The organism is Streptomyces sp. TSRI0281 (assembly GCF_001905125.1).
Classification (GTDB): Bacteria; Actinomycetota; Actinomycetes; order Streptomycetales; family Streptomycetaceae; genus Streptomyces.
In genome coordinates, this window is record NZ_LWLE01000012.1 from 66,759 (window position 1) to 91,207 (window position 24,449).

The following is a 24,449-nucleotide window of genomic DNA, read 5'->3' on the forward strand; positions in this document are numbered from 1 at the left end:
GGCGAGGCGAACTTCTCCGACCACGGGGCCAACCGGCTCGGCGCCTCCGCGCTGATGCAGGGCCTCGCCGACGGCTACTTCGTCCTGCCGTCCACGATCAACGACTACCTCGCCCGCAACCCCCACACGGAGACGGTCGACGCGGACCACCCGGCCGTCGCCGAGGCGGTCGCCGAGACCGAGGACCGCATCAATCTGCTGCTCTCCGTCGACGGCGACCGCACCCCCGACTCCTTCCACCGCGAGATCGGCGAACTCATGTGGGAGTTCTGCGGCATGGCCCGCACCGAGGAGGGACTGCGCAAGGCCCTCGAACGGATCCCGCAGATCCGCGAGGAGTTCTGGCGCCGCATCAAGGTCCCCGGCACCGGCGAACAGTTCAACCAGTCGCTGGAGAAGGCGAACCGCGTCGTCGACTACCTCGAACTCGCCGAGCTGATGTGCCTCGACGCCCTGCACCGCGCCGAATCCTGCGGCGGCCACTTCCGCGAGGAATCACAGACCCCGGACGGGGAGGCCGCCCGCCGGGACGAGGAGTTCTCCTACGCCGCCGCCTGGGAGTTCTCCGGCACCGGCGAAGCCCCCGTCCTGCACAAGGAAGACCTCGTCTTCGAGTACGTCCACCCCACCCAGCGGAGCTACGCATGAAGCTCACCCTGCGCGTCTGGCGCCAGCAGAACGCCGAGACGCCCGGCGCCATGGCCACCTACGAAGTCGACGGCATCTCCCAGGACATGTCGTTCCTGGAGATGCTCGACACCCTCAACGAGGAGCTCATCCTCGGCGGGGACGAGCCCGTCGCCTTCGACCACGACTGCCGCGAAGGAATCTGCGGCGCGTGCAGCCTCGTCATCAACGGTGACGCCCATGGACCCGAGCGCACCACCACCTGCCAGCTCCATATGCGGTCCTTCCGGGACGGCGACACGATCGACATCGAGCCCTGGCGGGCCGCCGCCTTCCCGGTCGTCAAGGACCTGGTCGTGGACCGCTCCGCCTTCGACCGGATCATCGAGTCCGGCGGCTACATCTCCGCCCCGACCGGCACCGCCCCGGACGCGCATGCCACCCCCGTGCCCAAGCCGGACGCCGACTTCGCCTTCGAGCACGCCGAGTGCATCGGCTGCGGCGCGTGCGTCGCGGCCTGCCCCAACGGCTCGGCGATGCTCTTCACCTCGGCGAAGGTCAACCACCTCAATGTGCTGCCGCAGGGCGCACCCGAACGCGAGACCCGCGTCCTGGACATGGTCGCGACCATGGACGAGGAGGGCTTCGGCGGCTGCACCCTGACCGGCGAGTGCGCCACGGCCTGCCCGAAGGGCATTCCGCTGCCGTCGATCGCCGCCATGAACAAGGAGTGGCTGCGGGCGACGCGCAAGGTCCGCCGCTGACCCGACCGGCACACAACGCCCCTGACCCCAGGGCCCGGAGGCCGCCCGCCTCCGGGCCCTGCGCGTCAGGAGCCGATCACGAAGTCACCGCGCCCCGGGGCCGGTCGCCGGGCCTTCGCCCGGTACGGGGCCCAGCCGCAGCGCCTTCGCCAGATACGGGGCCGTCCGGCTGCCCGCCGCCCGTGCCACCTGGGCCGGAGTGCCCGTCGCGATAATCCGGCCACCCTGGTCACCGCCTCCCGGCCCCAGGTCGATGACATGGTCCGCACCCGCCACCACCGCCATGTCGTGCTCCACGACGACCACCGTGTTGCGCGCCTCCACCAGCCCGTGCAACTGCCGCATCAGCACCTCGACATCGGCCGGATGCAACCCGGTCGTCGGCTCGTCGAGCAGATACAGCGTGTGCCCGCGCCCGGTGCGCTGGAGCTCCGCGGCCAGCTTGATCCGCTGGGCCTCGCCGCCCGACAGCTCCGTCGCGGGCTGGCCCAGCCGCAGGTAGCCCAGCCCGACATCGAGCAGCGTGCCCAGGCTGCGCTCGGCCGCGGCGGTCCCCGCGAAGAACCCGGCGGCCGACTCCACCGTCAGGTCCAGCACCTGCGCGACGGTGAGCCCGCGCAGCGTGACCTCCAGCGTCGCCGGGTTGTAGCGCGCGCCGTGGCAGTCCGGGCAGGGCGCGTACGTACTGGGCAGGAACAACAGCTCCACGGAGACGAACCCCTCGCCCTGACAGGTCTCGCACCGCCCGCCCGGCACATTGAAGGAGAACCGGCCCGCCCGGTATCCGCGCGCCCGCGCCGTCTCCGTCTGCGCGAACAGCTTCCGTACGACATCGAAGAGACCGGTGTACGTGGCCAGATTCGACCGGGGCGTACGGCCGATGGGCTTCTGGTCGACCTGGACGAGCCGGTCCACCGCCTCCAGCCCCTGCGCCGACGCGCAGTGCCGCGCCACCCGCACCTCGGGCAGCCCGGCGCCGGCCGAAGCCTGCCGGTCCGCCAGTACCCCGGCCAGCACCTGACCGACCAGGGTCGACTTCCCCGAACCCGAGACACCGGTCACCGCGGTGAACACCCCGAGCGGGAACGCCGCGTCGACGCCCCGCACATTGTGCCGGTCCACCCCGTCCAGCCGCAGCCACCCGGTGGGCGCACGCGGCTCCCGTGCCGGCGGCGGATCCTCGTCGAACAGGAACCGTCGCGTCGCGGAGTGGGCCACGTCGGCGAGCCCCGCGGGCGGTCCGCTGTGCAGCACCTGCCCGCCGTGCTCCCCGGCCAGCGGACCCACATCGACCAGCCAGTCCGCCTGCCGCACCACGTCCATCTGGTGCTCCACCACGAACACCGTGTTCCCGGACTCCTTCAGCCGGCCGAGCACGGCGAGCAGCGACTCGGTGTCCGCCGGATGCAGCCCGGCCGAGGGCTCGTCCAGCACGTACACGACCCCGAAGAGCCCCGATCGCAGCTGGGTGGCGAGCCGCAGCCGCTGCAACTCGCCCGAGGACAGCGTCGGAGCCGTACGGTCCAGGCTGAGATAGCCGAGACCCAGCTCGGTCACCGTCCCGATGCGGGCCAGCAGATCGGCCGTCAGCACCCGCGCCGTCTCCTCGCCGCCCGCGCGGGACAGCACCCCGGCGAGATCGGCGAGGGGGAGCGCGGCGAGCTCGGCGATCGTCCGCCCGCCGAAGGTGACGGCCATCGCCTCGGGCCGCAGCCTGCTGCCGGCACAGACCGGGCACGGCACGCTGGTCAGAAACCGCTCCGCCTTCGCCCGCAGCGTGGTGCTCTTGGAGTCCGCGAACGTGTGCATCACATAGCGCCGCGCGCTCATGTACGTACCCTGGTAAGGGCGTTGGATGCGGCCCGCGTCGCGCACCGGATGGACCGTCACCACCGGCTGCTCGTCGGTGAACAGGATCCACTCCCGGTCCCCGGCCGCCAGCTCCCCCCACGGCCGGTCGACGTCGTACCCCAGGGCGTCGAGCACGTCGCGCAGATTCTTGCCCTGCCAGGCTCCCGGCCACGCGGCGATGGCCCCGTCCCGGATCGACAGCGAAGGGTCCGGTACGAGGAGTTCCTCGGTGGTGCGGTGGATGCGGCCGAGCCCGTGGCACGCGGGACAGGCCCCGGCGGCGGTGTTCGGCGAGAACGCGTCGGAGTCCAGCCGCTCGGCGCCCCCCGGATAGTCCCCGGCCCGGGAGAACAGCATGCGCAGCGAGTTGGACAGGGTGGTGACCGTCCCCACCGAGGAACGCGATCCGGGCGCGGAGCGTCGCTGTTCCAGGGAGACCGCGGGCGGCAGCCCGGTGATCTCGCCGACGGCGGGAGCGCCGACCTGGTGGATCAGCCGGCGGGCGTACGGGGCGACGGACTCGAAGTAGCGGCGCTGGGCCTCGGCGTAGATCGTCCCGAACGCCAGCGAGGACTTCCCGGAGCCCGACACACCGGTGAAGACCGTCAGGGTGTCGCGCGGGATGTCGACGTGGACGTCCTGGAGGTTGTGCTCCCGGGCGCCGCGCACGCGGACGTACGGATCGTGGGGGGTGGGCATCGGGGCGTGGCTCCGTACGGAATCTGGGCGGGGTGGGAAATTTGGGGTATGCGGTTCGATTCTAGGCACCCCGGCCGTTGCCGCGTCAGATGAGTGACGAGGGCGGGGTCACGCGCGCACGGCGGGAGCGGGGCTGTGCGTGTGCGGCCCGTGGGAGGCCGGTCCGCCCGTGATCCTGGACAGCCGTGTCAGGGAGTCCAGCAGCCCCTGACGGTCGTGGGTGCTGGTGGTGACCAGCACTTCGTCGGCGCCGGTCTCCCCGATGGCCGTGTCGAGCTGCGCGGCCACCTGCTCCTCGGTGCCGTGGAGGTGTCCGCGCAGCCCCTGTTCGAACAGGCTCCGTTCCTTCGCCGTCATCGTGAGCGCCTCGATGTGCTCGGCGGGTGACAGCGGCGGGAAGGTGCCATGGGTGCGGGAGTAGGCCATGGACCAGGCTTCCGGCATCAGGAGCCGGAGCGCGTCCTCTTCCGTCCCGGCGACCGCGACCGTGCCCGCGACGACCACGTAGGGCTCCGTCGACCAGGCGGAGGGCCGGAAGTCCCGGCGATAGCCCTCAATGGCCCGCAGCAGCCTCTCCCGGCCGCGCAGATCACCGACGACCAGGGGCAGCCCGGACGCCGCCGCGATCGCCGCGCCCTCGCCGGTCGCGAGCACGTACGGGGGGATGCGCAGCCCCTCCGCGGGCAGCGCGTGCACCTGGGGGTGGGCCCGCTGGGTGCCGTCCAGCCAGCCGAGAAGTTCCGTGAGCTGCCCGGCGAAGTCCTCGGCGTCCTGCTTGTCGCGGCCCAGTGCTCTGCGGATGCCGTCGGTGAACCCCACGGAACGGCCGAGGCCCATGTCGATCCGCCCCGGGAACAGCGAGGCGAGCACCCCGAACTGCTCGGCGACGACGAGGGGCTGGTGGTTGGGCAGCATCACGCCGCCGGTGCCGACCCGGATGGTGGAGGTCGCGGCGGCCACGGCGGCGGCCAGCACGGTCGGCGCCGAACCCGCGACCCCCGGCACGCTGTGGTGCTCGGAGACCCAGAAGCGGTGATAGCCCAGCATCTCCGCCTCGCGGGCCAGCCGCACGGTCTCGCGCAGGGCCTCCGGGCCGTCGTGACCCTCACGGGTGCGGGAACGGTCCAGGACGGAGAAACGGGTCGACGCGATCACAGAGCTCACGCAGTGTTCAACGTCTGCGGCCCGCCAGGATTCCCGCACCCAAGGGCTGTCCCGCCGTCCCTGGCGGGACAGCCCTCGGCCGCCGGCCTCCCTAAGCTGGGGGAGTGAGCGACGACGCGCGGCCTCTGGCCGTTTTCGACCTGGACGGGACACTTGCCGACACTGCCCACCGGCAGCACTTCCTGGAAGGGCGGACGAAGGACTGGGACAGCTTCTTCACCGCCGCCGTCGACGATCCGCCGCTGCGGGACGGGGTGGCTCTGGCGCTGACGAGTGCCGAGGAGTGCGAGATCGTCTATCTGACCGGGCGGCCGGAACGCTGCCGCCGGGACACCGTGGACTGGCTGGCCCGGCAGGGGCTGCCCGAGGGCAGCCTGCACATGCGGCGCAACGGCGACAGACGGCCGGCCCGCCGCACCAAACTGGACATCCTGAAGCGGCTGGGCCGGGCGCGCGGGGTGCGGGTCTTCGTCGATGACGACGCATTGGTCTGCGATGCCGCCGAGGTGGCCGGATTCACTGTGGTGAGGGCCGACTGGGCGGAGGCCCACGCATCGCTGAAGGATGCGCAGGAGCGTGAGGGGCGTACCTGATCAGGCGTTTTCGTCGAGCCGGAAACCGACCTTGAGCCCGACCTGGTAGTGCGCGATTCGGCCATCCTCGATATGCCCGCGCACCTGACTGATCTCGAACCAGTCGAGATTGTGCAACGTTTCCGAAGCCCTGGCGACGCCGTTGCGGATCGCCGCGTCGATTCCCTCCTCGGAGGTTCCTACGATTTCGGTCACCCGATAGGTGTGATTAGGCATGGTATGTCTCCTTTCCTGTGACCACGGTGCCTCAATCCGGGGTGCCGCGCGAGAGGGAGGGCCCGGCCGACCGGCCTCTGTCCGGGCCTTGACCTTATGAATGGTCCATACCAAAATCCAGCCACACACCCGTGCGAGCGATGCCGCCGCAGTCCCCCCACACCGGGTTCTGATTCCGTCGTGCCGTTTCGCAGAAGGTGACCTAGTGAAGAACCGCATACTCGCCGGAGCCGTCGCGCTCGTTTCGTCCGTCGCGCTCGGTGGATGTGGCTATTTCTCGGACTCCGGCTCCGGTGGCCGCACGGTGACGGTCTGGCTGATGAAGGACAGCGTTTCCCAGGGATTCCTGGACAAGTTCACCGCGTCGTACGAGGAGGCGCACCCCTCCGTCGAACTGGAGTTCAAGATCCAGGGATGGAGCGACATCAGCCCCAAGATCATCACCGCGCTCAAGGGGGACGACGCCCCGGACGTCATCGAGGTCGGCAACACCCAGGTGGCGCAGTACGCGGAGAGCGGCGGGCTGCGTGATCTCACCCTCGAATCGATGCGGGACCTGGGCAGCGACGACTGGCTGCCCGGACTCGCCCAGCCGGGCAGCATCAACGGCGTTCAGTACGGCATCCCCTGGTACGCGGCCAACCGGGTGGTGATCTACAACAAGGAGATCTTCGAGCAGGCCGGCGTCGAGACTCCGCCGAAGACCCGCGACGCGTGGATCGAGGCGAGCGAGAGACTCAACACCAACGGGAATCAGGGCATGTACCTCGCGGGCCAGAACTGGTACGTCCTGGCCGGGTTCATCTGGGACGAGGGCGGAGAGCTGGCCGACGAGAACGGCGGCGACTGGGAGGGCGCCCTGGCCTCGCCCGAAGCGCTCAAGGGCATGCGGTTCTACAAGGAACTCCAGGCGCTCGGCGACGGCCCCCTGGACGCCGACGAGGAGAAGCCCCCGCAGACCGACGTCTTCGCCGAGGGCGATGTCGCGCAGATCATCGCGGTGCCCGGGGCCGCCTCCCTCATCGAGCAGAAGAATCCCGAACTCAAGGGAAAGCTCGGCTACTTCCCCATCCCCGGGAAGACCGCGAAGTCACCCGGCTCCGTGTTCACCGGCGGCTCGGACCTGATCGTTCCGAAGAACGCCGACCAGCGCAGCGCGGGCATCGAGGTCGTCAAGGCGCTGGCGAGCGAGAAGTGGCAGACCGAACTCGCCCGGACGATGAGTTACGTGCCCAACAAGCCGAGCCTCGCCCATGTCATCGAGGGCGAGGAGGGCACCGCGGCGATGGCCGTCGGAGCCACCCGGGGCCGTGCCACCCCCAACTCGCCCCAGTGGGCCGCCGTCGAGGCCGAGAACCCGATCAAGCCGTACATGACGGCGGTCCTCCAGGGCGGCGATCCGGCCGAGGAGGCCAACGCGGCCGCGGAGCGCATCACCGCGCTGCTCGCGGGCGGCTGAGCCGCGGGAGGAAGGGACGCGCGGGATTCAGCCGTCGCACATCCCCGCTCTCCGTAGCGGTCATGTCAAATCCAGTCGGTCACGGAAGAAGTAAGGGGTCGGGCCGTCGCGCACCGCGGCGGCCCGGCGGCCGCCCTTGCTGATCCGTCCCCGGAGACTGCCATGACCGTGCTGCCCACCGCCCCGCTCGCCCCGGTCCCGGACCGGCCCGCCCCGCTCACCCGGATCCCGGACCGGCCCACCGGCCCCGCTCCCTCCGCGACCTCTCCCTTTGCTCCTTCCGGCGCCGTTCCCCCCGCGACCGCCCCCTCCGCCCCCGCCTACCGGGTCTCCCTCGCCGTCGACGAGGACGACGTACGCGCCGCACAGCGCCTGCGCCACCAGGTGTTCGCCGGTGAGCTCGGCGCCCGGCTGGACGGTCCCGAGCCCGGCCTGGACAGCGACGCCTTCGACGCGTACTGCGACCACCTGCTCGTACGGGAGTCGGCCACCGGCGACGTCATCGCCACCTACCGGCTGCTGCCGCCCGAACGGGCCCGGATCGCCGGACGCCTCTACGCGGACAGCGAGTTCGACCTCTCCCGGCTCGGGCCGATCCGGGACGACCTGGTCGAGGTCGGCCGCTCCTGCGTCCACCCCGCGCACCGCGACGGCGCCGTCATCGCCCTCATCTGGGCCGGACTCGCCCGCTACATGGAGCGCTCCGGCCACACCTGGCTGGCCGGCTGCTGCTCCATACCGCTCGCCGACGGCGGTGCCCTGGCCGCCCGCAGCTGGGACACCGTACGCACGAAGCACCTGGCGCCCGAGGAGTACTGGGTCACCCCCCGCCGCCTCTGGGACGCCTCCGGGCACCCCACGGGCAGCGGCGGCGCCCGCGCCGACCTCCCGCCCCTGCTGCGCGGCTACCTGCGGCTCGGCGCCTGGGTGTGCGGAGCCCCGGCGTACGACCCGGACTTCAACGTCGCCGACCTCTACGTCCTGCTGTCGCTGCGCCGCACCGACCCGCGCTACCTGCGCCACTTCCTTTCCCTCGCCCCGCTGCGATGAGTGTCTGGCTGCCCGTCGCCCCGTGTACCCCGCACGACTGCACAGGGCACCACGGGGCGGTACGGGCATTCCTGCCCGCCGCCGCCCTGCTGCTCACCGGGTGCGCGCTCACCCTGCTCGGCGCGGCGTGCGTCCCGGCCGTACTACTGCTCGGCGCGGCGCACCGCGACCGGCTGATCCGCCGGTGGGCGTACGCGGTGGTACGCGCCTTCGGTGTACGGGCGACCCTCAGCGGCCGGCCGGTGCGGCGGGACACGGCGGGTGCGGGCGAGCTCGTCGTCGCCAACCATGTCTCCTGGCTGGACATCCCGCTCGTCGCCGCCGCTCTGCCCGGACGGATGCTCGGCAAGAAGGAGATAAGGAACTGGCCGCTGCTCGGCCCGCTCGCGGCGCTCGGCGGCACGCTGTTCATCGACCGTGACGGGCTGCGCGCCCTGCCGGGCGCGGTGCGGACGGTCGCCGGGGCGCTGCGCTCCGGCGCGCGGGTGGTCGCGTTCCCCGAAGGCAGCACCTGGTGCGGCCAGGGCGCCGGCGGCCGGTTCGCGCCCGCCGTGTTCCAGGCGGCGATCGACGCCGGGGCGCGGGTACGCCCCGTCCGTATCGACTACCGCGTCCACCGCCGCTGCCGGGACACCGCCGGGGGCGCGGGAGCCGCCGACGGCTCCGGGGGCGGTACGGGCGCCGTCGCCGGGGCCGTCGCGTTCGTCGGGGACGACCCGCTCGCCGCCTCGCTGTGGCGGGTGGTGAGGGCCGCCGGGCTCACCGCCGAGATCCGGGTCCTGGAACCGGTGCCCTCGGCCGGCGAGCCCGGCAGACGAGCACTGGCGCGCGCGGCCCGTGCCGCTGTCCTGGGCGCCGGTCAGACAGCCGTGGCCAGCGACAGCGCGAACCGGCCCGCGGAGTCCGTCCACCACTGATCCAGCCGCAGCCCCGCGACGGCCAGCTCCTCGCGCACCCCCTCCTCACGGAACTTCGCCGACACCTCCGTACGCATCTCCTCACCGGCCTCGAAGGGGACCACCAGGTCCAGCTCCGGGATCTTCACCGTGAGGGCCCGCCGGGCGCGCAGCCGCATCTCGATCCACTCGGCACGCGGGTCCCACACCGCGACATGGTCGAACGCGTCCAGCGGGAAGTCGGCCCCCAGCTCCCGGTTGACGACGCTCAGCACGTTCTTGTTGAACGCCGCCGTCACCCCGGCCGCGTCGTCGTACGCGGCCACGAGCGCGCCCTCCTCCTTCACCAGATCGGTGCCGAGCAGCAGCGCGTCGCCGGGGGAGAGCAGCGACCGTACGGAGTGCAGGAAGGTGGCACGCTCCTCCGGGAGCAGATTGCCGATCGTGCCGCCGAGGAAGGCGACCAGCCGCGGCCCCGGTGTACCCGGCAGCGCCAGGCCGCCGGTGAAGTCGGCGATCAGCGCGTGTACGGAGAGGTCCGGACGTTCGGCGAGCAACGACTCGGCGGCGCCCGTCAGCGCGCTCTCGCTGACGTCGACCGGCACATAGCTGTGCAGGCCGCTCAGCGTGTCCAGCAGGTGCCGGGTCTTCTCGGAGGAGCCCGAACCCAGCTCGATCAGGGTCCTGGCCCCGGAGACCGCGGCGATCTCCGGGGCACGGGCCAGCAGGATCTCCCGTTCGGCACGCGTCGGGTAGTACTCGGGCAGCCGGGTGATCTCCTCGAACAGCTCACTGCCGTGCGCGTCGTAGAACCACTTGGGCGGCAGGGTCTTCGGGTGCCGGGTCAGGCCGCTGAGCACGTCGGCGCGCAGCGCCGCGTCCGTCGCGTCCACCGGCAGGGTGCGGGTCAGCAGAAAAGGACTCACGCGGTGGGCTCCTTGAGCGGGGTCAGCAGGATGTCGGTGGAGGTGGCGACCAGCAGCGTGCGGTCGGGAACCTCCTGCCAGCGGGAATCGTCGTCGTACGGCTCCGAGGCCACCACCGTGCGGAGGCCCGGGGCCCGCAGATACCAGAGGGAGTCGCCCCACGCGGTGCCCACGATCGTGAAGCCGTCGGTGAGCAGCAGATTCAGCCGTGAGCCGGGTGCCGCGGCCGCGATGTCTCCCACGGTGTCCGCGACGGCCTGCGGCACGGCGTCGCCCTCGGCGATCCGGTGGCGCACGAGCGCCCAGATCAGCGCGGAGTCGCTGCGGGCGGCCAGCGTCAGCAGGGTGGCGGGGGGCAGCGCGGCGGACAGCGGCGCGAGCGATCCGGGCCAGCCCCTGACCGCCCCGTTGTGGCTGAACAGCAGCCGGTCCGCGGCGAACGGAGCGGCTGCGGCCTCCCCGTCCGCCCCCGCCTCCGTGGCGTCGCGGACCGCGGCGAGCAGCGCCGTACTGCGCACCACGCGGGCCAGATCGGCGAAGGTCTCGTCGCCCCAGACCGGGCCACGGCGCCGGTAGCGGCCGGGCACCGGGTCGCCGTCCGCGTACCAGCCCACGCCGAAGCCGTCCGCGTTGACCGTGCCGTACTTCTGCCGCCGCGGTTCCCAGGACTGGCGCACCAGCGAATGCGGGGGCGAGAGGAGGATCTCGCCGAGCGTCACCGCCGGTCCCAGATAGGCGATATGACGGCACATCACGCGTCCTTCGCGGTACGGAAGCCCGAGAAGATCTGGCGTCGCACCGGCAGGTCCCAATTGCGGAACGTGCCCCGGCAGGCGACCGAGTCCACGGCGAACGAGCCCCCGCGCAGGACCTTGTGGGCCGGACCGAAGAACACTTCCGAGTACTCGCGGTACGGGAAGGCCGCGAAGCCCGGATACGGGAGGAAGTCGCTGGACGTCCACTCCCACACATCGCCGATCAACTGGCCCGCTCCGGACGGCGAACGGCCCGCCGGGTAGGCGCCGGCCGCCGCGGGGCGCAGATGGCGCTGGCCCAGGTTGGCCCGGTCCGCGGTGGGATCCTCGTCGCCCCACGGATAGCGCCGGGAACGCCCGGTCGCCGGATCGTGGCGGGCCGCCTTCTCCCACTCGCTCTCCGTGGGCAGCCGCCTGCCCGCCCAGCGGGCGTACGCGTCGGCCTCGTACCAGCTGACGTGCAGCACCGGCTCGTCGGCGGGCACCGGCTCGGTGACCCCGAACCGGCGGCGCAGCCACTGACCGGCGTCCCGGTGCCAGAACAGCGGTGCGGACAGCGCGTGTTCACGCACCATGGCCCAGCCTTCGGGAGCCCACCAACGGGCGTCGGTGTATCCACCGTCCTCGATGAACCGCTGGTAGGCGCCGCAGGTGACCGGTGCCGTGTCGAGGAGGAACGCGGCCACCTCGCGCCGGTGTGCGGGCCGCTCGTTGTCCAGGGCCCACGGCTCGGTGGACGTCCCCATGGTGAACGGCCCCGCGGGGACCAGGACTTCGGCGGGCAGTGCCGCGGTGCCGGTGGGGGGAGGCGGTTCCGGCTCGGTCAGCGCGGCCGGTCCCGCCCGTAGCTGATGGGTGATCAGCATCGTCTCGTCGTGCTGTTGTTCATGCTGGGCGATCATGCCGAAGGCGAACCCGGCCCGCTCCAGCGGGCGCCCGCCCGAGTGCAGTGCGGCGCCCTCCAGCAGGTCCAGGGCCCTGCCCCGTACCTCGGACGCGTACGTGCGTGCCTCGGCGGGCGCGAGCAGCGGCAGGGAGAGCCGGGCGGCGCGCGGGTGCTCGAAGGCGTCGTACAGCCCGTCGATCTCCGGCCGCATCGCCTCCCGGCCGCCCACGGTGCGCAGCAGCCACAGCTCCTCCTGATTGCCGATGTGTGCCAGGTCCCAGACCAGCGGCGACATCAGCGGGGAGTGCTGGGCGGTCAGTTCGTCGTCCTCCACGCTGTCGGTGAGCAGCGCGGTGCGTGCGCGGGCGGCGAGGAGCGCGTCGAGGGCGCGACGCCGCAGCACCTCGGGGTCGATGCCGGGTACGGCATGCGCGTCGGTCATCAGGAGGTTCCCCTTCCGGAGTGCGGCGTCGTGGTCCCCGCGGCCCATGCGGCCCCGGCGCCCGGCCCCGTGGGGTCGGGCAGATCGTCGGCCGGACATCGGCCCCGGGCGGCGAACCGGTCGTTGAAGGCCGCCACGGTGTTCTGCACGGCCTGGCTCGCGCCGATCCGGGGGAGTGCCTCCAGCGCGACCTCGAAGCAGGTGGCGGCCGCCGCCCGCAGTTCGGGGTCGGCCAGGCCGTCCCGGGCGGCCGTCGTCCAGAGCCGGTTGCGGGGTGCGGCGGGTGTGCCCGCCGTCTCCGCCAGCGGTTTGACGGTGCGGTACACGGTCTCGGCGGCCTCCGGGTCGTCGAACAGGGCGGTGGTGACGGCGAGCGGCACCAGCCATCCGTCCGGACCGCTCTGCGCGTCGATCATGCGTAGTTCGAGATGCCCGCGCGGGCGGACCGGAGGGAAGAGGGTGGTGATGTGGTATTCGAGATCGGCGTGCGACGGCCGCCGGGGCGCGCCGCCGCGGATCCACTCCCGGAAGGTGAGCCCCTCCGGCACGGTCCACGGTCCTTCGTCGCCACGGATGCACATCACGGTCGCGTCGAGCGCGTGGGCGGCCCAGGCGTCGCGCGGGGGGAGATGGCCGGGCGGGGCCAGTGAACGTACCGGATCGAGATGCGTCCACAGGGCCTGCCGCGTGGACTGCCAGCCGGTCCTGCGCCCCTGCTGGTAGGGGGAGTTGGCGAACGCGGCCACCAGGACCGCGCCCAGCAGGTGCGCCAGCTGCCAGCGCCGTCCGTAGCCGAGCGGCCCCGGCTCCTCCACCCCGGCGTCCAGACAGACCTGGACGGACGCGGAGGTGCACATCATGGCCCGGCCGTACGGGCCCGAGCGGTCGAGCGCCCTCTCCATGGCCTCGTAACGCGGCTCCAGCAGCCTGCGTCGCGGTGGATGCCACGGGTCGACGCCCAGACCGACCGGTGCGAGACCCAGCCGCCCGAGGCTGTCGCGTACGGCGGCCAGATCGGCGGCGGTGGCCTCCACACACGCCATCAGGGAGTCCGCGGGTAGCGAGCTGAGTTCCAGCTGACCACCCGGTTCGAAGGTCAGCGGGGCGCTCAGCTCCAGCGCGCGGACCGCTTCGACGGCGGCCTCGTGGCGCTCGGGGGACACCGCGACGTCAGGACGTTCACGGTCGTGGATGAGCCATTCGACTTCCACGCCCACGGTGCGGGGCGGACCTGTCTTGAAGCAGATGCCGCGCAGTAGATCCTCCGCCTCGCCTTCCCCGAGGGGGGCGTCGGCGGGCGGGAGCGTGCCGTGTTCACCGGGATTGTCCGGGGGCATACGGGCCTCCTCTTCGGTTACATCGATACCACCCAAACCCCTCCAGTGAGATCGCACAAGACTGCCTCTGCCCGACAAAAATACGGTTGCGTCCATGCCGTCGCGAGGTCGAGCATGCCCCGTATGCACCACACGGGGACGCGCCCATGAGCGCACGACTGCGCGGCATCGCCCGCGAGACCGAGGCCATCGTCGAGGCGGGCCGGTACCGCACGGCAGAGGGCCACGAGGTCTCCATCGAGCGCGCGCTGACGGCCGCGCTCTCCGGCACCCGGCTGTACGGCCCCGAGCCGGTGCCCGTCGCGGCCCTGGACACCGACCGCGTCCCGGTCATCGAGGTGACGGACGAGAGCAGCCTCCGGGCGGCCCGCCGGATGACCGGCGAGGCGGCGGGCAAGGTCGCCGTCCTCAGCTACGCCTCGGCCCGCAACCCCGGCGGGGGCTACCTCAACGGCGCGCAGGCCCAGGAGGAGGCCCTGTGCCGTGGCTCCGCGCTCCACGCGACCCTGTTGCGCGCCCCGGAGTACTACGCGCACCACCGAAGCGAACGCAGCGCCTTCTACACCGATCGGGTGATCCACTCGCCCGGGGTGCCCGTCTTCCGCGACGACCGGGGCCGGCTGCTCGACCTCCCGTACACCGCCGGGTTCCTCACATCGCCCGCGCCCAACGCCGGAGTGATCCGCCGGCAGACCCCGGACGAGGCGCACCGCGTTCCGGCCGCGCTCGCGAGCCGCGCCGAACGGGTCCTTGAGGTGGCGGCCGTACGGGGCTACCGCCGGCTGGTGCTGGGTGCCTGGGGCTGCGGCGTCTTCCAGAACGACCCGGCCCGGGTGGCGGGCGCCTTCCACGCGCTGCTCGCCGACGGCGGCCGGTTCGGCGGCCACTTCGAGCAGATCGTCTTCGGCATCCTGGACCGCGACCCCGACTCCGCGGTCCGGGCCGCGTTCACCCGGACGTTCGCCGGACGCGTCCAGGCGTAGGGCGGAGCACCGTCGCGGCGCGCTGGCGCCGTCACGGCCGGGTGTACGGCGGCGGGGCCGGGTCCGGTCCGGGTCCGGGCCCGGTTCCGGGTCGTACGGTGCGCTGCCGCGGTCACGGTCAGTTCCAGCCGTACCGCTCCCGCAGCCGCACGGCGACCAGATCGAACCGGTCCCGGTCCAGCGCGCACGCCTCCCGCCGCATCCCGTCCTCGTGGACCCGCAGCACCCGGTCCAGATCGGCCCAGGACGGCCGGCCCGAGCTGTCCCAGGGGCCCGCCCCCAGCGCCACCCACTCGCGGTCCAGGTCGTGCTGCTTGCTGGAGAGCTGGACGGCGAGCAGGGTGCCCGTCTGCTCGCGGGCCACGACGAGTACCGGCCGGTCCTTGCCGCGCCCGTTGTTCTCCTCGAACGGCACCCAGGTCCAGACGATCTCGCCGGGATCGGGATCGCCGTCACGGTCGGGGGCGTACGAGGTGCGGACCGGACCCGCGTCGCGCGGGTCGGCCTCAGCGGTCGCGGCCGGCCCGTTGCGGCCGGGGAAGTCGGAAGAGCTGTCGGTGCTGTATGTGCCGTGGTGGAACGTCATCGCATCACCGTAGGACCTGGACGGCCCATTCCGTGGAGCGGGTCCGCCGAACAGGCCGCAAGGTCGACCTCATGGCCCTCGCCGTCCTCACCCACCTGTCCAGAACCGCCACCGTCGCCGCGCTCCTGGCAGCGGCCCTGCTCCCCGCGGCGCCTGCCGGTGCGTCAGCATCGTCGCCCTCAGGACAACCGGCCCCCACACGCACACCCTCACCCTCAACCGTAGGGTCAGACTCCGGTTCGGCGGGAGGCGGCGCGGCCGCCCCTCCCCGCACCGTGTCGGCCTGGCTGCCCTACTGGGACCAGGAGGGCGCGTATCAGGATGCCCTGCTCCACGCCGACCAGCTGCACACCGTCAGCCCCTTCTGGTACCAGGCCATTTCGGCGGGCCGCATCGACGCCCACCCCGGCGCGGGCGAGCGCCGCATCATCGACGGACTGCACCGGGCGGGCGCCGAGGTCGTGCCCACGGTCATGGAGACGATGAAGTCCGGAGCTCTCGCCGCGATCCTCACCAGTCCCACCCGGCGCGCGGAGCACGCCGACGCCTTGACGCGCACGGTCCGCAGCCGCGACTACGACGGGCTCGACCTCGACTACGAGTCCATCGCCGCCACCGGCGACGCCACGTACGCCAAGGTCCGCGACGGCTTCACCGCGCTCGCCACCGACCTGTGCGACCGGCTCCACAGCCTGCGCAAGAAGTGCGTGATCACCGTCTTCCCGAAGACCGCCACCACCGGACGCATCTGGGACTACGCGGCGATCGGCAAGGTGGCCGACCGGATGCGGATCATGGCCTACAACCTGCACTGGTCCAGCGGTGAACCGGGACCGATCGCCGACACCCGCTGGTACGAGGACATCCTCACCCGCGCCACCGACCTGGTCCCGGCCGCCAAGCTGGAGATGGGGCTCCCCGCCTACGGCTGGGACTGGTCCACGAGCGGCGGCAAGACCGCCACCAAGCACGTGACCTGGAAGGACGCCGAAGCGCTGCGCCGCAAGGAGGGCGCGCCCTACCGGCTCGACGAGGTCTCGGGGACGCCGTACTTCACCTACCTGGACGGCACGGAGCGACGCGAGGTCTGGTACCAGGACGCACGCGGAGTCGCCACGCATCTGCCGGTGCTGCGCCGCCACGGCGTCCGCAACACGGCGCTGTGGGCCCTGAACTTCGAGGACCCGGAACTGTGGCCGGTACTGGCCCGTGGCTGAGTCCGCTCCACGTACAGTCCTCACACCGCGCCACCGGCCCGGTGCGGCCGGTGCCCCGGCCCCGCGGTACACAGGGCCCCGTCCCCGCGGTACAGGGCCCCGGACCGTTCCCCGGCCCGGCCGGTCTGGAAGACTGCCCGACGCCATGAGCCAGTTACCCAAACAGCCCGCCGCAGTCTCCGTTCCGACCAGCGCCGACGTGGCGCGACTCGCCGGAGTCTCCAGGGCCACCGTGTCGTACGTACTGAACAACAACGCCACCGTACGGATCAGCGAACCCACCCGGCACAGAGTCAGAGAAGCCGCCACCCAGCTCGGCTATGTGCCCCACGCGGCCGCGCGCAGTCTGCGCGCCGGACATACCCGCATGGTGCTGCTGCCCGCCGGACACGCCCCGGCCGGACCCGCGCACCACCACTTCTTCCAGGAACTCCAGTCCGGCCTGCGCCGCCTCGACTACACCGTCGTCCAGTACGGCAGCGTCGGCCTCGGCGCCGACGAGGCCGCCAGGGCCTGGGCCGAACTCCGGCCCGTCGCCGTCGTCGCACCCGCCGGTGTCGCCCTCACCCCGCACGGCATAGCCGTGCTCACCCGCTCCGGAGCCAAGGCGGTCGTCACCCTGGGCCCGGAACCCGTCGACGGTGCGCACGCGCTGGTCATCGACCAGCGGGAGGTCGGCAGTTGTGCCGTCGGCCATCTCCTCGGACGCGGCCGCCGCCGGATCGGCGTGGTCATGCCCCAGGAGCCGGGCCTCGCCCCGTTCGCCGAACCACGCCTGGCCGGAGCACTGCGCGCGGCGGAACCGGCGGGCGCCCGCATCCAGCCGCTGCCGCTGCGCTACGAGGAGGAGTCGGCGGCCGGCCTTGCCTCCCGCTGGCGCGCGCTCGGCCTGGACGCGGTCTTCGCCTACAACGACGAGTACGCGATGCTGCTGACAAGAGCCCTTCAGGACGTAGGCATCGAGGTGCCGCGCGAAACAGCGGTGATCGGCGCGGACGACCTGATGCTGGGCAGACTCCTGCGGCCGAGACTGAGCACCGTCCGGATGGAGCTGGCGACGCAACAGCCCCTGGCCGAGATGATCGACCGGCTGACGCAGCACCCCGGCGGAACACCGGAACGTCACGACCTGCTGCGCACCCGTGCCGTCCCCCGCGAATCCAGCTGACCGGGCCGCCGCGCGGAGCGACGACATGCGCGGGACACGACGGATGTCTAGCGTCGAAGGCATGAGCCATCCGCAGAGCTACGAGATCCTGCTGGTCCCCGAGTTCGAGAAGTCCGGCACCGACGACGCCCCCCGGCCCGGCCGCGCCATCCGCTCCGCGGTCGTGGCGGCCACCGGCCGGACGGGGGAGTCGGGCTACCCCCGCTACGCCGGCGACGGCATGGTGGCGGACATCGACCCGGCGACGCGCACCGTGGAGGCGCTCCTGGTCGACGGCGCGGAGCTGGACTACGGGCTCTCCGTCAGGATCTCCGAGAAGAGCGTGGACAGCGGCACCGACAGGAACACCCGGAGCTGATCCGCCGTCGCGGACAGCGATGAGGGCCGGTCCGTCCGGACCGGCCCTCATCCCGGGCGCTGCGCCGCGAAAAGCCCTACTGCTGCTCCGGCTGCTCCTGCTTCTGGGCCTCGACGGACTTGCGTACCTCGTCCATGTCCAGGTTCCGGGCCTGTCCGATGACGTCCTCAAGGGCCGCCTCGGGCAGCGCACCGGGCTGGGAGAACACGGCCACGTTGTCCCGCACGATCATCAGCGTCGGGATGGACCGGATCTCGAAGGCGGCCGCCAGCTCCTGCTGCGCCTCCGTGTCGACCTTGGCGAAGACCAGATCGGGGTGGCGCTCGGACGCCGAGTCGTAGACCGGTGCGAACTGCCGGCACGGGCCGCACCAGGAAGCCCAGAAGTCGATCAGCACGAAGTCGTTGTCACTGACGACCTGATCGAAGTTTTCCTTGGTGAGCTCTACGGTGCTCATGCTGTGATACCTCTTCCTGTGCCCGTTTGGACGTGTCCCGCACAACGGTGACCGCTCCTGCGCTATTCCGCCTTCCCATGTGGCCGTGGCGCACACCCACGATCAGACTGTTCGCATGACCGAAGCAGTGGAGGGCGCAGTGGAGAACACCGAGTACGACGTCGTGGTGATCGGTGCGGGGCCGGTGGGGGAGAACGTGGCCGACCGGGCCCGCGCGGCCGGTCTGAGCGCGGCTGTCGTGGAGTCGGAGCTCATCGGCGGCGAATGTTCGTACTGGGCGTGCATGCCCAGCAAGGCTCTGCTGCGCCCTGTCGTCGCGCGGGCCGACGCACGCCGCGTCCCGGGCCTGAGCGCCGCCGTGCAGGGCCCCCTGGACGTCGGGGCGGTCCTGGCCCACCGCGACGCGTACGCCTCGCACTGGAAGGACGACGGCCAGGCCGCCTGGCTGGACGGTATCGGCGCGGACGTCTACCGGGGCACGGGCCGCCTCACCGGTACCAGAAAGGTCACCGTCACCGCCCCGGACGGTACGGAACACGGGCTGACCGCCCGGCACGCCGTCGCCGTCTGCACCGGCAGCAGGGCCGTCGTCCCCGACCTTCCCGGGATCTCCGACGCCCGGCCCTGGACCAGCCGCGAGGCGACCAGCGCCAAGGAGGTGCCCGCCCGGCTGGTGGTCGTCGGCGGGGGCGTCGTGGGCGTCGAGATGGCGACCGTCTGGCAGGCCCTGGGGTCCGAGGTGACGATGCTGATCCGGGGCACGGGTCTGCTGCCGAAGATGGAGCCGTTCGCGGGCGAGCTGGTCGCCGAGGCGCTCACCGAGGCCGGTGCGACGATCCGTACCGGAGTGTCCGCCACCGCCGTGCACCGGGCCGGTCAGGACGGACCGGTCACCGTGGAGCTGGACAACGGCGAGCGGATCGAGGCCGACGAGGTCCTCTTCGCCACCGGCCGGGCACCCCGCACCGACGATCTGGGCCTGGAGACGGTGGACCTCGAACCCGGCTCCTGGCTCACGGTCGACGACAGCTGCCGTGTCGAGGGCAGCACCTGGCTGTACGCCGTGGGGGACGTCAACCACCGGGCGCTGCTGACCCACCAGGGCAAGTACCAGGCCCGTATCGCGGGCGCCGCGATCGCCGCCCGCGCCCAGGGCGTCCCCCTGCTGGAGAGCGACCGCTGGGGCGCCCACGCGGCCACCGCCGATCACGCCGCCGTCCCCCAGGTCGTCTTCACCGACCCGGAGGCGGCCTCGGTCGGCCTCACCCTCGCCGAGGCCGAAGAGGCCGGCCACCGGGTACGGGCGGTCGACCACGACCTGGCCGCGGTGGCGGGTTCAGGCCTGTACGCCGACGGGTACCGGGGCCGCGCCCGCATGATCGTCGACCTGGACCGGGAGATCGTGCTCGGCGTCACCTTCGTGGGGCCCGGCATCGGCGAACTGCTGCACTCGGCGACGGTCGCGGTCGCGGGCGAGGTGCCCATCGAGCGCCTGTGGCACGCGGTCCCGGCATACCCGACCATCAGCGAGGTGTGGCTGCGGCTGCTGGAGGCGTACCGGGACGCGTAGCCGCGCGGGTGGCCCGGCGGCCGGTCGCCCGACTCCGCCCCGGTACTCATCGCAGGGTGAGCCGGGTCTCGGATGCGACGCGGGACAGCTTCTCCGGGTTGCGGACGTAGTAGAGCCCGGTGATGCGGCTGTCCTCGACCCGGACGGCCACGACGCCGTCGATCTCCCCGTCCAGATGTACGAGGAGTGCCGGGCTGCCGTTGACCACGGTGGGAGTCACGGTGATCGGGCGCTTGTTCTTGCCGAGACCGCCGATCATGAAGCGGGCCACCTTCCCGGCGCCGGTGATCGGCCGCAGCGCGGCCTGCTTGATGCCGCCGCCGTCGCTCATCAGGACGATCTCCGGGGCGAGCACATCGAGGAGGCCCTGCGGGTCCCCGGTTTCGAGCGCGCGCCGGAACGACTCCAGGGCCGCGCTGGTCACGCTCGGGGGGACCACCTGGCGAGGGCGGCGGGCATCGACGTGCCGGCGGGCGCGGTGCGCGATCTGGCGGACGGCCGCGGGGCTCTTGTCCACGGCCGTCGCGATCTCGTCGTAGCCGACGTCGAAGACCTCGCGCAGCACGAAGACCGCGCGCTCGGTCGGCGACAGCGTTTCGAGGACGAGCATCATCGCCATCGACACACTCTCGGCGAGCTCGACGTCCTGAGCCACGTCCGGCGCGGTGAGCAGGGGCTCGGGCAGCCAGGGACCGACGTACGCCTCCTTGCGGCGCTTCATCGTGCGCAGCCGGTTGAGGGACTGCCGGGTCGTGATCCGGACCAGATAGGCACGCTGGTCGCGTACCTGCTCCAGGTCGACCTCGACCCACCGCAGCCAGGTCTCCTGGAGGACGTCCTCGGCGTCGGCCGCCGATCCGAGCATCTCGTAGGCGACGGTGAAGAGCAGGTTGCGGTGGGCGACGAACGTCTCGGTCGCCGGGTCCGTCGTCCCGGTCGCCGGGGCAGTGGCGTGGTCGCTCATGTCTCGACCCCTCTCCTTCGCGGTCGGCCCCGGTGGCGGAGGGCCTTGGAGCGTGCATCCACAGCAAGGTCCTTTCCACCGGCGGCCGTTCGGTCCGATGCACCTGTCCGGTGCGATCAGGAGTGTGACACCATCCGATGCCGGTCCGGCCGGCCGGACCGGCCACGAGCCCTCAGGCCGCCGGTTCGGCGGCGGCCCGCACCTCGCCGCGCCTGGCCTCCAGTACGTGTCGGCGTGTGTCGTCCTTGGCCCACGACCAGCTGAGCGAACCGGGCTTGCGTGCCTCGTCGGCCAACTGCTTGACCGTGCCCCGGCAGATGAACTCCTTGAGCTTCGCGCCGGGGCGGCCGCCGAGATGGAACCGCATCGCCGTGTCGTTCCTGTGGGCGAGCTGGAAGATGCCGACGCGACGGCCCAGGCTGATGCACTGTCCGGCGAACCCCAGCTCGATGGGTGCGGGTCGCTCGTCCGCGATCCGGCTGAGCACCGTGTCGGCGGCGTGCGCGCCCAGCGGCCCCGCCGCCTGGCAGCTCATCCGGAACGGCAGGTCCGAGGGAGCCGCCGAATCCCCGGCCGCGACGATGCGTGAGTCGTCCACGCTCGTCAACGTCTCGTCCGTGAGCAGGCGGCCCAAGGCATCGGTGCTCAGACCGCTGCGGGCGGCCAGGTCCGGCACCCCGAATCCGGCGGTCCACAGGGTCACCTCGCTCGGCAGCTCACGGCCGCCACTGAGCCGCACGGCATCACGCGTCACCGCCGTCACCTTCGCGTCTGGGCCTTCCAGCACGGTCACACCGAGCGCGGCCAGCCGTCCGGCAACCGAGCGTCGGCCCCGGGGGTGCAGGTACGGGCCGAGCACGTCGCCGCAGACCAGGGTCACGGTACGGCCCGCCTCCGCCAGCTCGGCGGCGGTCTCGATGCCGGTCGGACCGGCTCCGACCACCGTCACCGCGGCCGTCGGCGACGCGGCGTCGAGGACCGACCGCAGCCGCAGCGCCTCTTCCAGGCCGGCGAGCGGGTAGGCGAACTCGGCCGCTCCGGGCACCCGCGGGTCGGCGCTGCCACTGCCCACCGCGTACACCAGATAGTCGTAGCCGACCGTGCCACCGGTCGCCAGCGTCACGCCGCGCCCGGCCGCGTCGATCCGGGTCACGGTGCCGACGACCAGCCGGACGCCCGCGGCCAGGATCTCCCGGTAGTCGACGACCGCGTCGTGGGTCCCGCCCACCACTTGGTGCAGTCGGATCCGCTCGACGAACGTCGGGCGCGGATTGATCAGTGTCACGGTCACGTCGTCGCGCCGCGTCAGACGATTGGCCGTCATGACACCGGCGTATCCGCCGCCGATCACGACCACATCGGTCTTCTCCGTCATGGTGTCTCCTTCGTTCGAGGCGTTCGGCCTCAAGACACCGCGTGTTCGGCCCTTGTGACAGCGTGTGAGGCAGATCACTCCCCGGAGACGGTCCCGACCGTCACTGCCGTACGGCTACGAGTACGTAGCTGTTGCCCACCTGCCAGACCGGGCCGGCGTTGGTGAAACCCGCCTCCTTCAGCAGTTCGACATGGCGGGCCACGGTGACGGAGCAGCCGGAGTGCTCGCTGCCGCGTCGGCGCCTGCGCGCGCACAGTTCCGCCAGTTCGGGTTCGTGTGCGATCGCCGCCCACCACGCCTCCCAGTCCTCGTGGTCGAACGCTCGCTGCCGCTCGGCCCGGCGGGTCCCGACGAATTCGGCGATCCCGGCGACGCTCGCCCCCTCCTGGGAGAGGTGATCCGCGTTGATCAGTACGCCGCCGGGCCGGAGGAGCGCGGTGAGCTCGGCATAGGTGCGGCGCAGCACCTGTTCGGGGAGGTAGTGAAGTGCCGTGGTGGAGACGATCGCGTCCACCGGTCCCCGCAGTGCCAGCGTGGCGATCCAGCCGTCCTCGCCGATGACCGCCTCGACATAGCGCGCCGCGTTCGGATGGCGGGCGCGCCCCAGTGCCAGCAGCAGGGGGTCCATGTCGACGGCGACGATCCGGGCCGTCGGCAGGCGCCCGACGAGCCGCGCGGGCAGGGAGCCCGGACCGCAGCCCAAGTCCAGGATGCGGGGCCGGTCATGGTCGGCTGTCACGTGCTCGACCACGTCGGCGACCACGGTGAATCGCTCTTCCCTGTCGATCGCGTACCGCTGCTGCTGCTGTTCCCAGCGGTCCACCCACCGTTCGGCCGTCGGCATGCTGACGCTCATCGTGCGGTACCACCCCTGCTCTTCCGGTTCTCTTCCCGAGACTCCGAATCTACAGGTGAAAACGGTTTTCATGATGGTGGCGCCAGTGAAGTCAGCACTTCCAGCAGGCGGTCGACCTCCTCCCGGGTGTTGTACGCGTGCAGGCTGACCCGGACCGAGCTGCGCCTCTCTCCGGCGCGCCCCTGACACAGTCCGTCGGCCCGGACCATGAACCCGTGGCTGAACAGGATGAAGCCCAGGTCCACCGACTCGATGTCCGAGTGGCGGAACGTCACGATCCCATGGCGCTGCCGCACCGCGGACCGCTCCGCCAGACTCAGTTGACACCCCACCACCTCATACGGGGGCAGCCCGCGAAGCCCCTCGGTGAGGCGGGCAGCCAGGCCGACGGTCCACTGTTCGATACGCTCCGGCCCGGCGCCGTCGAGCCAGTCGAGGGCTGCTCCGAGGCTGGCGATGCCGACGGTGTTGGGGGTGCCCTGCCAGCCGCGCGGGGTGAACTCCGCGCCACGCAGGCCACGGGACCAGACCGCTCCCGACCCGGGCAGGGCCATCGCCTTGTGACCCGAGAAGACGGCGAAGTCGACGTCCAACTCCCGCAGCGAGAGCGGCAGATGGCCGACGCTCTGAGCGGCGTCCAGGGCGATGGGCACATCCGGGCCCACTGTTTCGCGTATCCGGCGTACGTTCATGTCGCCGCCGTAGACATGGTGCACATGCGTGGCCGCGACGAAGCGGGTACGACGGGTCAGCATTCCGGCCAGCGCGCGGATGTCGTAGTCGCCCGACGACTTCTGGTAGGGCATCTCCCGGACGCCGACCCGGATGTTCCGCCGGGCCAGGACATCCCTGGCCTCCAGCCAGGGCGAGACGTTGGCCTCGTGATCCGCGAACGGAACGATGATCTCGTCACCGTCGGCCAGTTCGTCCACCAGCCAGTCGAGTGCCACCGCCCGTAACCCCTCGGTCGTCCCGCTGACGAAGTGCACCCGGGAGCGGGCGGGGTCCGGATCGTCGAGGAACGCCTTGACGCGTTCCCGTACCCGCTCGATCAGTGCCGTGGTGCTGTTGGCCCAGGGGTATGTACCGCGTCCCGCATTCGCGTTGGACGTCGTGAGGTAGTGGTGGACGGCATCCAGGACCGGCTGAGGTTTCTGCGCTGTCGCGGCGCTGTCCAGATAGGCCAGCTCCGGGTGCGCGGTGATGATCGGGAACTGGGCACGGATCATTCCCTGCCATGTGCTCAGATC

Annotated in this window: 23 protein-coding genes and 1 pseudogene; 11 read left to right on the plus strand and 13 right to left on the minus strand. The window is 71.9% G+C overall.

Going from position 1 to position 24,449, the window contains the following annotated elements; all coding sequences use genetic code 11:
* Both A6A29_RS46650 and A6A29_RS18135 read left to right on the plus strand, forming a co-directional pair.
* Positions 1–648: pseudogene (locus tag A6A29_RS46650) on the plus strand (fumarate reductase/succinate dehydrogenase flavoprotein subunit); the annotation flags it as partial.
* Positions 645–1,391: a succinate dehydrogenase/fumarate reductase iron-sulfur subunit gene (locus A6A29_RS18135; protein WP_073721137.1), complete on the plus strand. Its 747-nt coding sequence runs from the start codon at positions 645–647 to the stop codon at positions 1,389–1,391. The pseudogene A6A29_RS46650 and the gene A6A29_RS18135, both read left to right, overlap by 4 nt.
* A gap of 84 nt (positions 1,392–1,475) precedes the next feature.
* Here A6A29_RS18135 and A6A29_RS18140 read toward each other — a convergent pair whose 3' ends face one another.
* Together A6A29_RS18140 and A6A29_RS18145 are read right to left on the minus strand one after the other, a co-directional pair.
* Positions 1,476–3,941, minus strand: coding sequence for an excinuclease ABC subunit UvrA (locus A6A29_RS18140; protein WP_073721138.1), 2,466 nt, complete (start codon positions 3,939–3,941; stop codon positions 1,476–1,478).
* A gap of 108 nt (positions 3,942–4,049) precedes the next feature.
* Positions 4,050–5,096, minus strand: coding sequence for an MsnO8 family LLM class oxidoreductase (locus tag A6A29_RS18145; protein ID WP_385728442.1), 1,047 nt, complete (start codon positions 5,094–5,096; stop codon positions 4,050–4,052).
* A gap of 113 nt (positions 5,097–5,209) precedes the next feature.
* Here A6A29_RS18145 and A6A29_RS18150 point away from each other — a divergent pair, with 113 nt between their 5' ends.
* A complete protein-coding gene (locus A6A29_RS18150) occupies positions 5,210–5,698 on the plus strand; it encodes a phosphatase domain-containing protein (protein WP_073721140.1) in 489 nt (162 codons plus the stop codon).
* Here A6A29_RS18150 and A6A29_RS18155 read toward each other — a convergent pair whose 3' ends face one another.
* Positions 5,699–5,914 (minus strand): dodecin, encoded by a 216-nt coding sequence (locus A6A29_RS18155; protein ID WP_073721141.1) that lies wholly within the window; start codon positions 5,912–5,914, stop codon positions 5,699–5,701.
* Between the two features lie 205 nt (positions 5,915–6,119).
* Between A6A29_RS18155 and A6A29_RS18160 the strand changes: the two genes are divergently transcribed.
* The 3 genes from A6A29_RS18160 (at position 6,120) to A6A29_RS18170 (ending at position 9,340) form a co-directional block, all read left to right on the plus strand.
* A complete protein-coding gene (locus A6A29_RS18160; protein WP_073721142.1) occupies positions 6,120–7,373 on the plus strand; it encodes an extracellular solute-binding protein in 1,254 nt (417 codons plus the stop codon).
* A 162-nt stretch (positions 7,374–7,535) separates the two neighbouring features.
* Positions 7,536–8,423, plus strand: coding sequence for a GNAT family N-acetyltransferase (locus tag A6A29_RS18165; RefSeq protein ID WP_079182837.1), 888 nt, complete (start codon positions 7,536–7,538; stop codon positions 8,421–8,423).
* Entirely contained in the window at positions 8,420–9,340 is a 921-nt protein-coding gene (locus A6A29_RS18170) for a lysophospholipid acyltransferase family protein (RefSeq protein ID WP_073721143.1), read from the plus strand. Before A6A29_RS18165 ends, A6A29_RS18170 begins: the two co-directional genes overlap by 4 nt.
* Here the strand turns inward: A6A29_RS18170 and egtD are convergent.
* Genes egtD through egtA form a run of 4 tightly spaced genes read right to left on the minus strand, consistent with a single transcriptional unit; the run spans position 9,283 to position 13,665 of the window.
* Positions 9,283–10,245 (minus strand): L-histidine N(alpha)-methyltransferase, encoded by a 963-nt coding sequence (egtD, locus tag A6A29_RS18175; RefSeq protein WP_073721144.1) that lies wholly within the window; start codon positions 10,243–10,245, stop codon positions 9,283–9,285. The two genes, A6A29_RS18170 and egtD, sit on opposite strands and share 58 nt — an antisense overlap.
* Positions 10,242–10,997, minus strand: a complete 756-nt coding sequence (gene egtC, locus A6A29_RS18180) for an ergothioneine biosynthesis protein EgtC (RefSeq protein WP_073721145.1) — start codon at positions 10,995–10,997, stop codon at positions 10,242–10,244. The genes egtD and egtC overlap by 4 nt, the downstream gene beginning before the upstream one ends.
* On the minus strand, positions 10,997–12,328 hold the full coding sequence (egtB, locus tag A6A29_RS18185; protein WP_073721739.1) for an ergothioneine biosynthesis protein EgtB: 1,332 nt from the start codon (positions 12,326–12,328) through the stop codon (positions 10,997–10,999). Before egtB ends, egtC begins: the two co-directional genes overlap by 1 nt.
* Positions 12,328–13,665, minus strand: a complete 1,338-nt coding sequence (gene egtA, locus A6A29_RS18190; protein WP_073721146.1) for an ergothioneine biosynthesis glutamate--cysteine ligase EgtA — start codon at positions 13,663–13,665, stop codon at positions 12,328–12,330. Before egtA ends, egtB begins: the two co-directional genes overlap by 1 nt.
* 146 nt (positions 13,666–13,811) lie before the next feature.
* Here egtA and A6A29_RS18195 point away from each other — a divergent pair, with 146 nt between their 5' ends.
* The gene (locus tag A6A29_RS18195; RefSeq protein ID WP_073721147.1) at positions 13,812–14,648 is read left to right on the plus strand and encodes a TIGR02452 family protein; all 837 of its coding nucleotides are present in this window, start codon (positions 13,812–13,814) and stop codon (positions 14,646–14,648) included.
* A gap of 118 nt (positions 14,649–14,766) precedes the next feature.
* Here A6A29_RS18195 and A6A29_RS18200 read toward each other — a convergent pair whose 3' ends face one another.
* On the minus strand, positions 14,767–15,234 hold the full coding sequence (locus A6A29_RS18200) for a type II toxin-antitoxin system PemK/MazF family toxin (protein ID WP_073721148.1): 468 nt from the start codon (positions 15,232–15,234) through the stop codon (positions 14,767–14,769).
* 275 nt (positions 15,235–15,509) lie between these two features.
* On the opposite strand from A6A29_RS18200, the gene A6A29_RS18205 reads away from it, so the two are divergent.
* From A6A29_RS18205 to A6A29_RS18215, 3 genes are all read left to right on the plus strand, one after another.
* The gene (locus A6A29_RS18205; protein ID WP_073721149.1) at positions 15,510–16,451 is read left to right on the plus strand and encodes a glycosyl hydrolase family 18 protein; all 942 of its coding nucleotides are present in this window, start codon (positions 15,510–15,512) and stop codon (positions 16,449–16,451) included.
* A 145-nt stretch (positions 16,452–16,596) separates the two neighbouring features.
* Complete coding sequence (locus A6A29_RS18210; protein ID WP_073721150.1) at positions 16,597–17,619, plus strand: LacI family DNA-binding transcriptional regulator; 1,023 nt, start codon at positions 16,597–16,599, stop codon at positions 17,617–17,619.
* A gap of 61 nt (positions 17,620–17,680) precedes the next feature.
* Positions 17,681–17,977 (plus strand): hypothetical protein, encoded by a 297-nt coding sequence (locus A6A29_RS18215; RefSeq protein WP_073721151.1) that lies wholly within the window; start codon positions 17,681–17,683, stop codon positions 17,975–17,977.
* 76 nt (positions 17,978–18,053) lie between these two features.
* Here the strand turns inward: A6A29_RS18215 and trxA are convergent, their stop codons facing one another.
* A complete protein-coding gene (trxA, locus tag A6A29_RS18220; RefSeq protein WP_073721152.1) occupies positions 18,054–18,434 on the minus strand; it encodes a thioredoxin in 381 nt (126 codons plus the stop codon).
* Positions 18,435–18,549: 115 nt separating this feature from the next.
* Between trxA and A6A29_RS18225 the strand changes: the two genes are divergently transcribed.
* Positions 18,550–20,004, plus strand: a complete 1,455-nt coding sequence (locus A6A29_RS18225) for a dihydrolipoyl dehydrogenase family protein (protein WP_073721153.1) — start codon at positions 18,550–18,552, stop codon at positions 20,002–20,004.
* A 46-nt stretch (positions 20,005–20,050) separates the two neighbouring features.
* Here the strand turns inward: A6A29_RS18225 and A6A29_RS18230 are convergent, their stop codons facing one another.
* The 4 genes from A6A29_RS18230 to A6A29_RS18245 all read right to left on the minus strand — a co-directional run bounded on the left by A6A29_RS18230 (position 20,051) and on the right by A6A29_RS18245 (position 24,428).
* Positions 20,051–20,968 carry an RNA polymerase sigma-70 factor gene (locus A6A29_RS18230; RefSeq protein WP_073721154.1) on the minus strand — a complete coding sequence of 306 codons (918 nt, stop codon included), beginning with the start codon at positions 20,966–20,968 and terminating at the stop codon, positions 20,051–20,053.
* Positions 20,969–21,140: 172 nt separating this feature from the next.
* Positions 21,141–22,343, minus strand: coding sequence for an NAD(P)/FAD-dependent oxidoreductase (locus A6A29_RS18235; RefSeq protein ID WP_073721155.1), 1,203 nt, complete (start codon positions 22,341–22,343; stop codon positions 21,141–21,143).
* A 100-nt stretch (positions 22,344–22,443) separates the two neighbouring features.
* Positions 22,444–23,199 (minus strand): class I SAM-dependent methyltransferase, encoded by a 756-nt coding sequence (locus tag A6A29_RS18240; RefSeq protein ID WP_073721156.1) that lies wholly within the window; start codon positions 23,197–23,199, stop codon positions 22,444–22,446.
* Positions 23,200–23,267: 68 nt separating this feature from the next.
* Entirely contained in the window at positions 23,268–24,428 is a 1,161-nt protein-coding gene (locus A6A29_RS18245) for an aminotransferase class V-fold PLP-dependent enzyme (protein ID WP_073721157.1), read from the minus strand.
* Positions 24,429–24,449 lie beyond the last annotated feature (21 nt).

Excerpts from the sequence above, each read along its gene's own strand:
- A6A29_RS18135 (WP_073721137.1), top strand. The coding sequence starts at position 645 with ATGAAGCTCACCCTGCGCGTCTGGCGCCAGCAGAACGCCGAGACGCCC.
- A6A29_RS18140 (WP_073721138.1), bottom strand. The coding sequence starts at position 3,941 with ATGCCCACCCCCCACGATCCGTACGTCCGCGTGCGCGGCGCCCGGGAG.
- A6A29_RS18155 (WP_073721141.1), bottom strand. The coding sequence starts at position 5,914 with ATGCCTAATCACACCTATCGGGTGACCGAAATCGTAGGAACCTCCGAG.
- A6A29_RS18165 (WP_079182837.1), top strand. The coding sequence starts at position 7,536 with ATGACCGTGCTGCCCACCGCCCCGCTCGCCCCGGTCCCGGACCGGCCC.
- A6A29_RS18170 (WP_073721143.1), top strand. The coding sequence starts at position 8,420 with ATGAGTGTCTGGCTGCCCGTCGCCCCGTGTACCCCGCACGACTGCACA.
- egtC (WP_073721145.1), bottom strand. The coding sequence starts at position 10,997 with ATGTGCCGTCATATCGCCTATCTGGGACCGGCGGTGACGCTCGGCGAG.
- egtB (WP_073721739.1), bottom strand. The coding sequence starts at position 12,328 with ATGACCGACGCGCATGCCGTACCCGGCATCGACCCCGAGGTGCTGCGG.
- egtA (WP_073721146.1), bottom strand. The coding sequence starts at position 13,665 with ATGCCCCCGGACAATCCCGGTGAACACGGCACGCTCCCGCCCGCCGAC.
- A6A29_RS18195 (WP_073721147.1), top strand. The coding sequence starts at position 13,812 with ATGAGCGCACGACTGCGCGGCATCGCCCGCGAGACCGAGGCCATCGTC.
- A6A29_RS18200 (WP_073721148.1), bottom strand. The coding sequence starts at position 15,234 with ATGACGTTCCACCACGGCACATACAGCACCGACAGCTCTTCCGACTTC.
- A6A29_RS18210 (WP_073721150.1), top strand. The coding sequence starts at position 16,597 with ATGAGCCAGTTACCCAAACAGCCCGCCGCAGTCTCCGTTCCGACCAGC.
- A6A29_RS18215 (WP_073721151.1), top strand. The coding sequence starts at position 17,681 with ATGAGCCATCCGCAGAGCTACGAGATCCTGCTGGTCCCCGAGTTCGAG.
- trxA (WP_073721152.1), bottom strand. The coding sequence starts at position 18,434 with ATGAGCACCGTAGAGCTCACCAAGGAAAACTTCGATCAGGTCGTCAGT.
- A6A29_RS18225 (WP_073721153.1), top strand. The coding sequence starts at position 18,550 with ATGACCGAAGCAGTGGAGGGCGCAGTGGAGAACACCGAGTACGACGTC.
- A6A29_RS18230 (WP_073721154.1), bottom strand. The coding sequence starts at position 20,968 with ATGAGCGACCACGCCACTGCCCCGGCGACCGGGACGACGGACCCGGCG.
- A6A29_RS18235 (WP_073721155.1), bottom strand. The coding sequence starts at position 22,343 with ATGACGGAGAAGACCGATGTGGTCGTGATCGGCGGCGGATACGCCGGT.
- A6A29_RS18240 (WP_073721156.1), bottom strand. The coding sequence starts at position 23,199 with ATGAGCGTCAGCATGCCGACGGCCGAACGGTGGGTGGACCGCTGGGAA.
- A6A29_RS18245 (WP_073721157.1), bottom strand. The coding sequence starts at position 24,428 with ATGATCCGTGCCCAGTTCCCGATCATCACCGCGCACCCGGAGCTGGCC.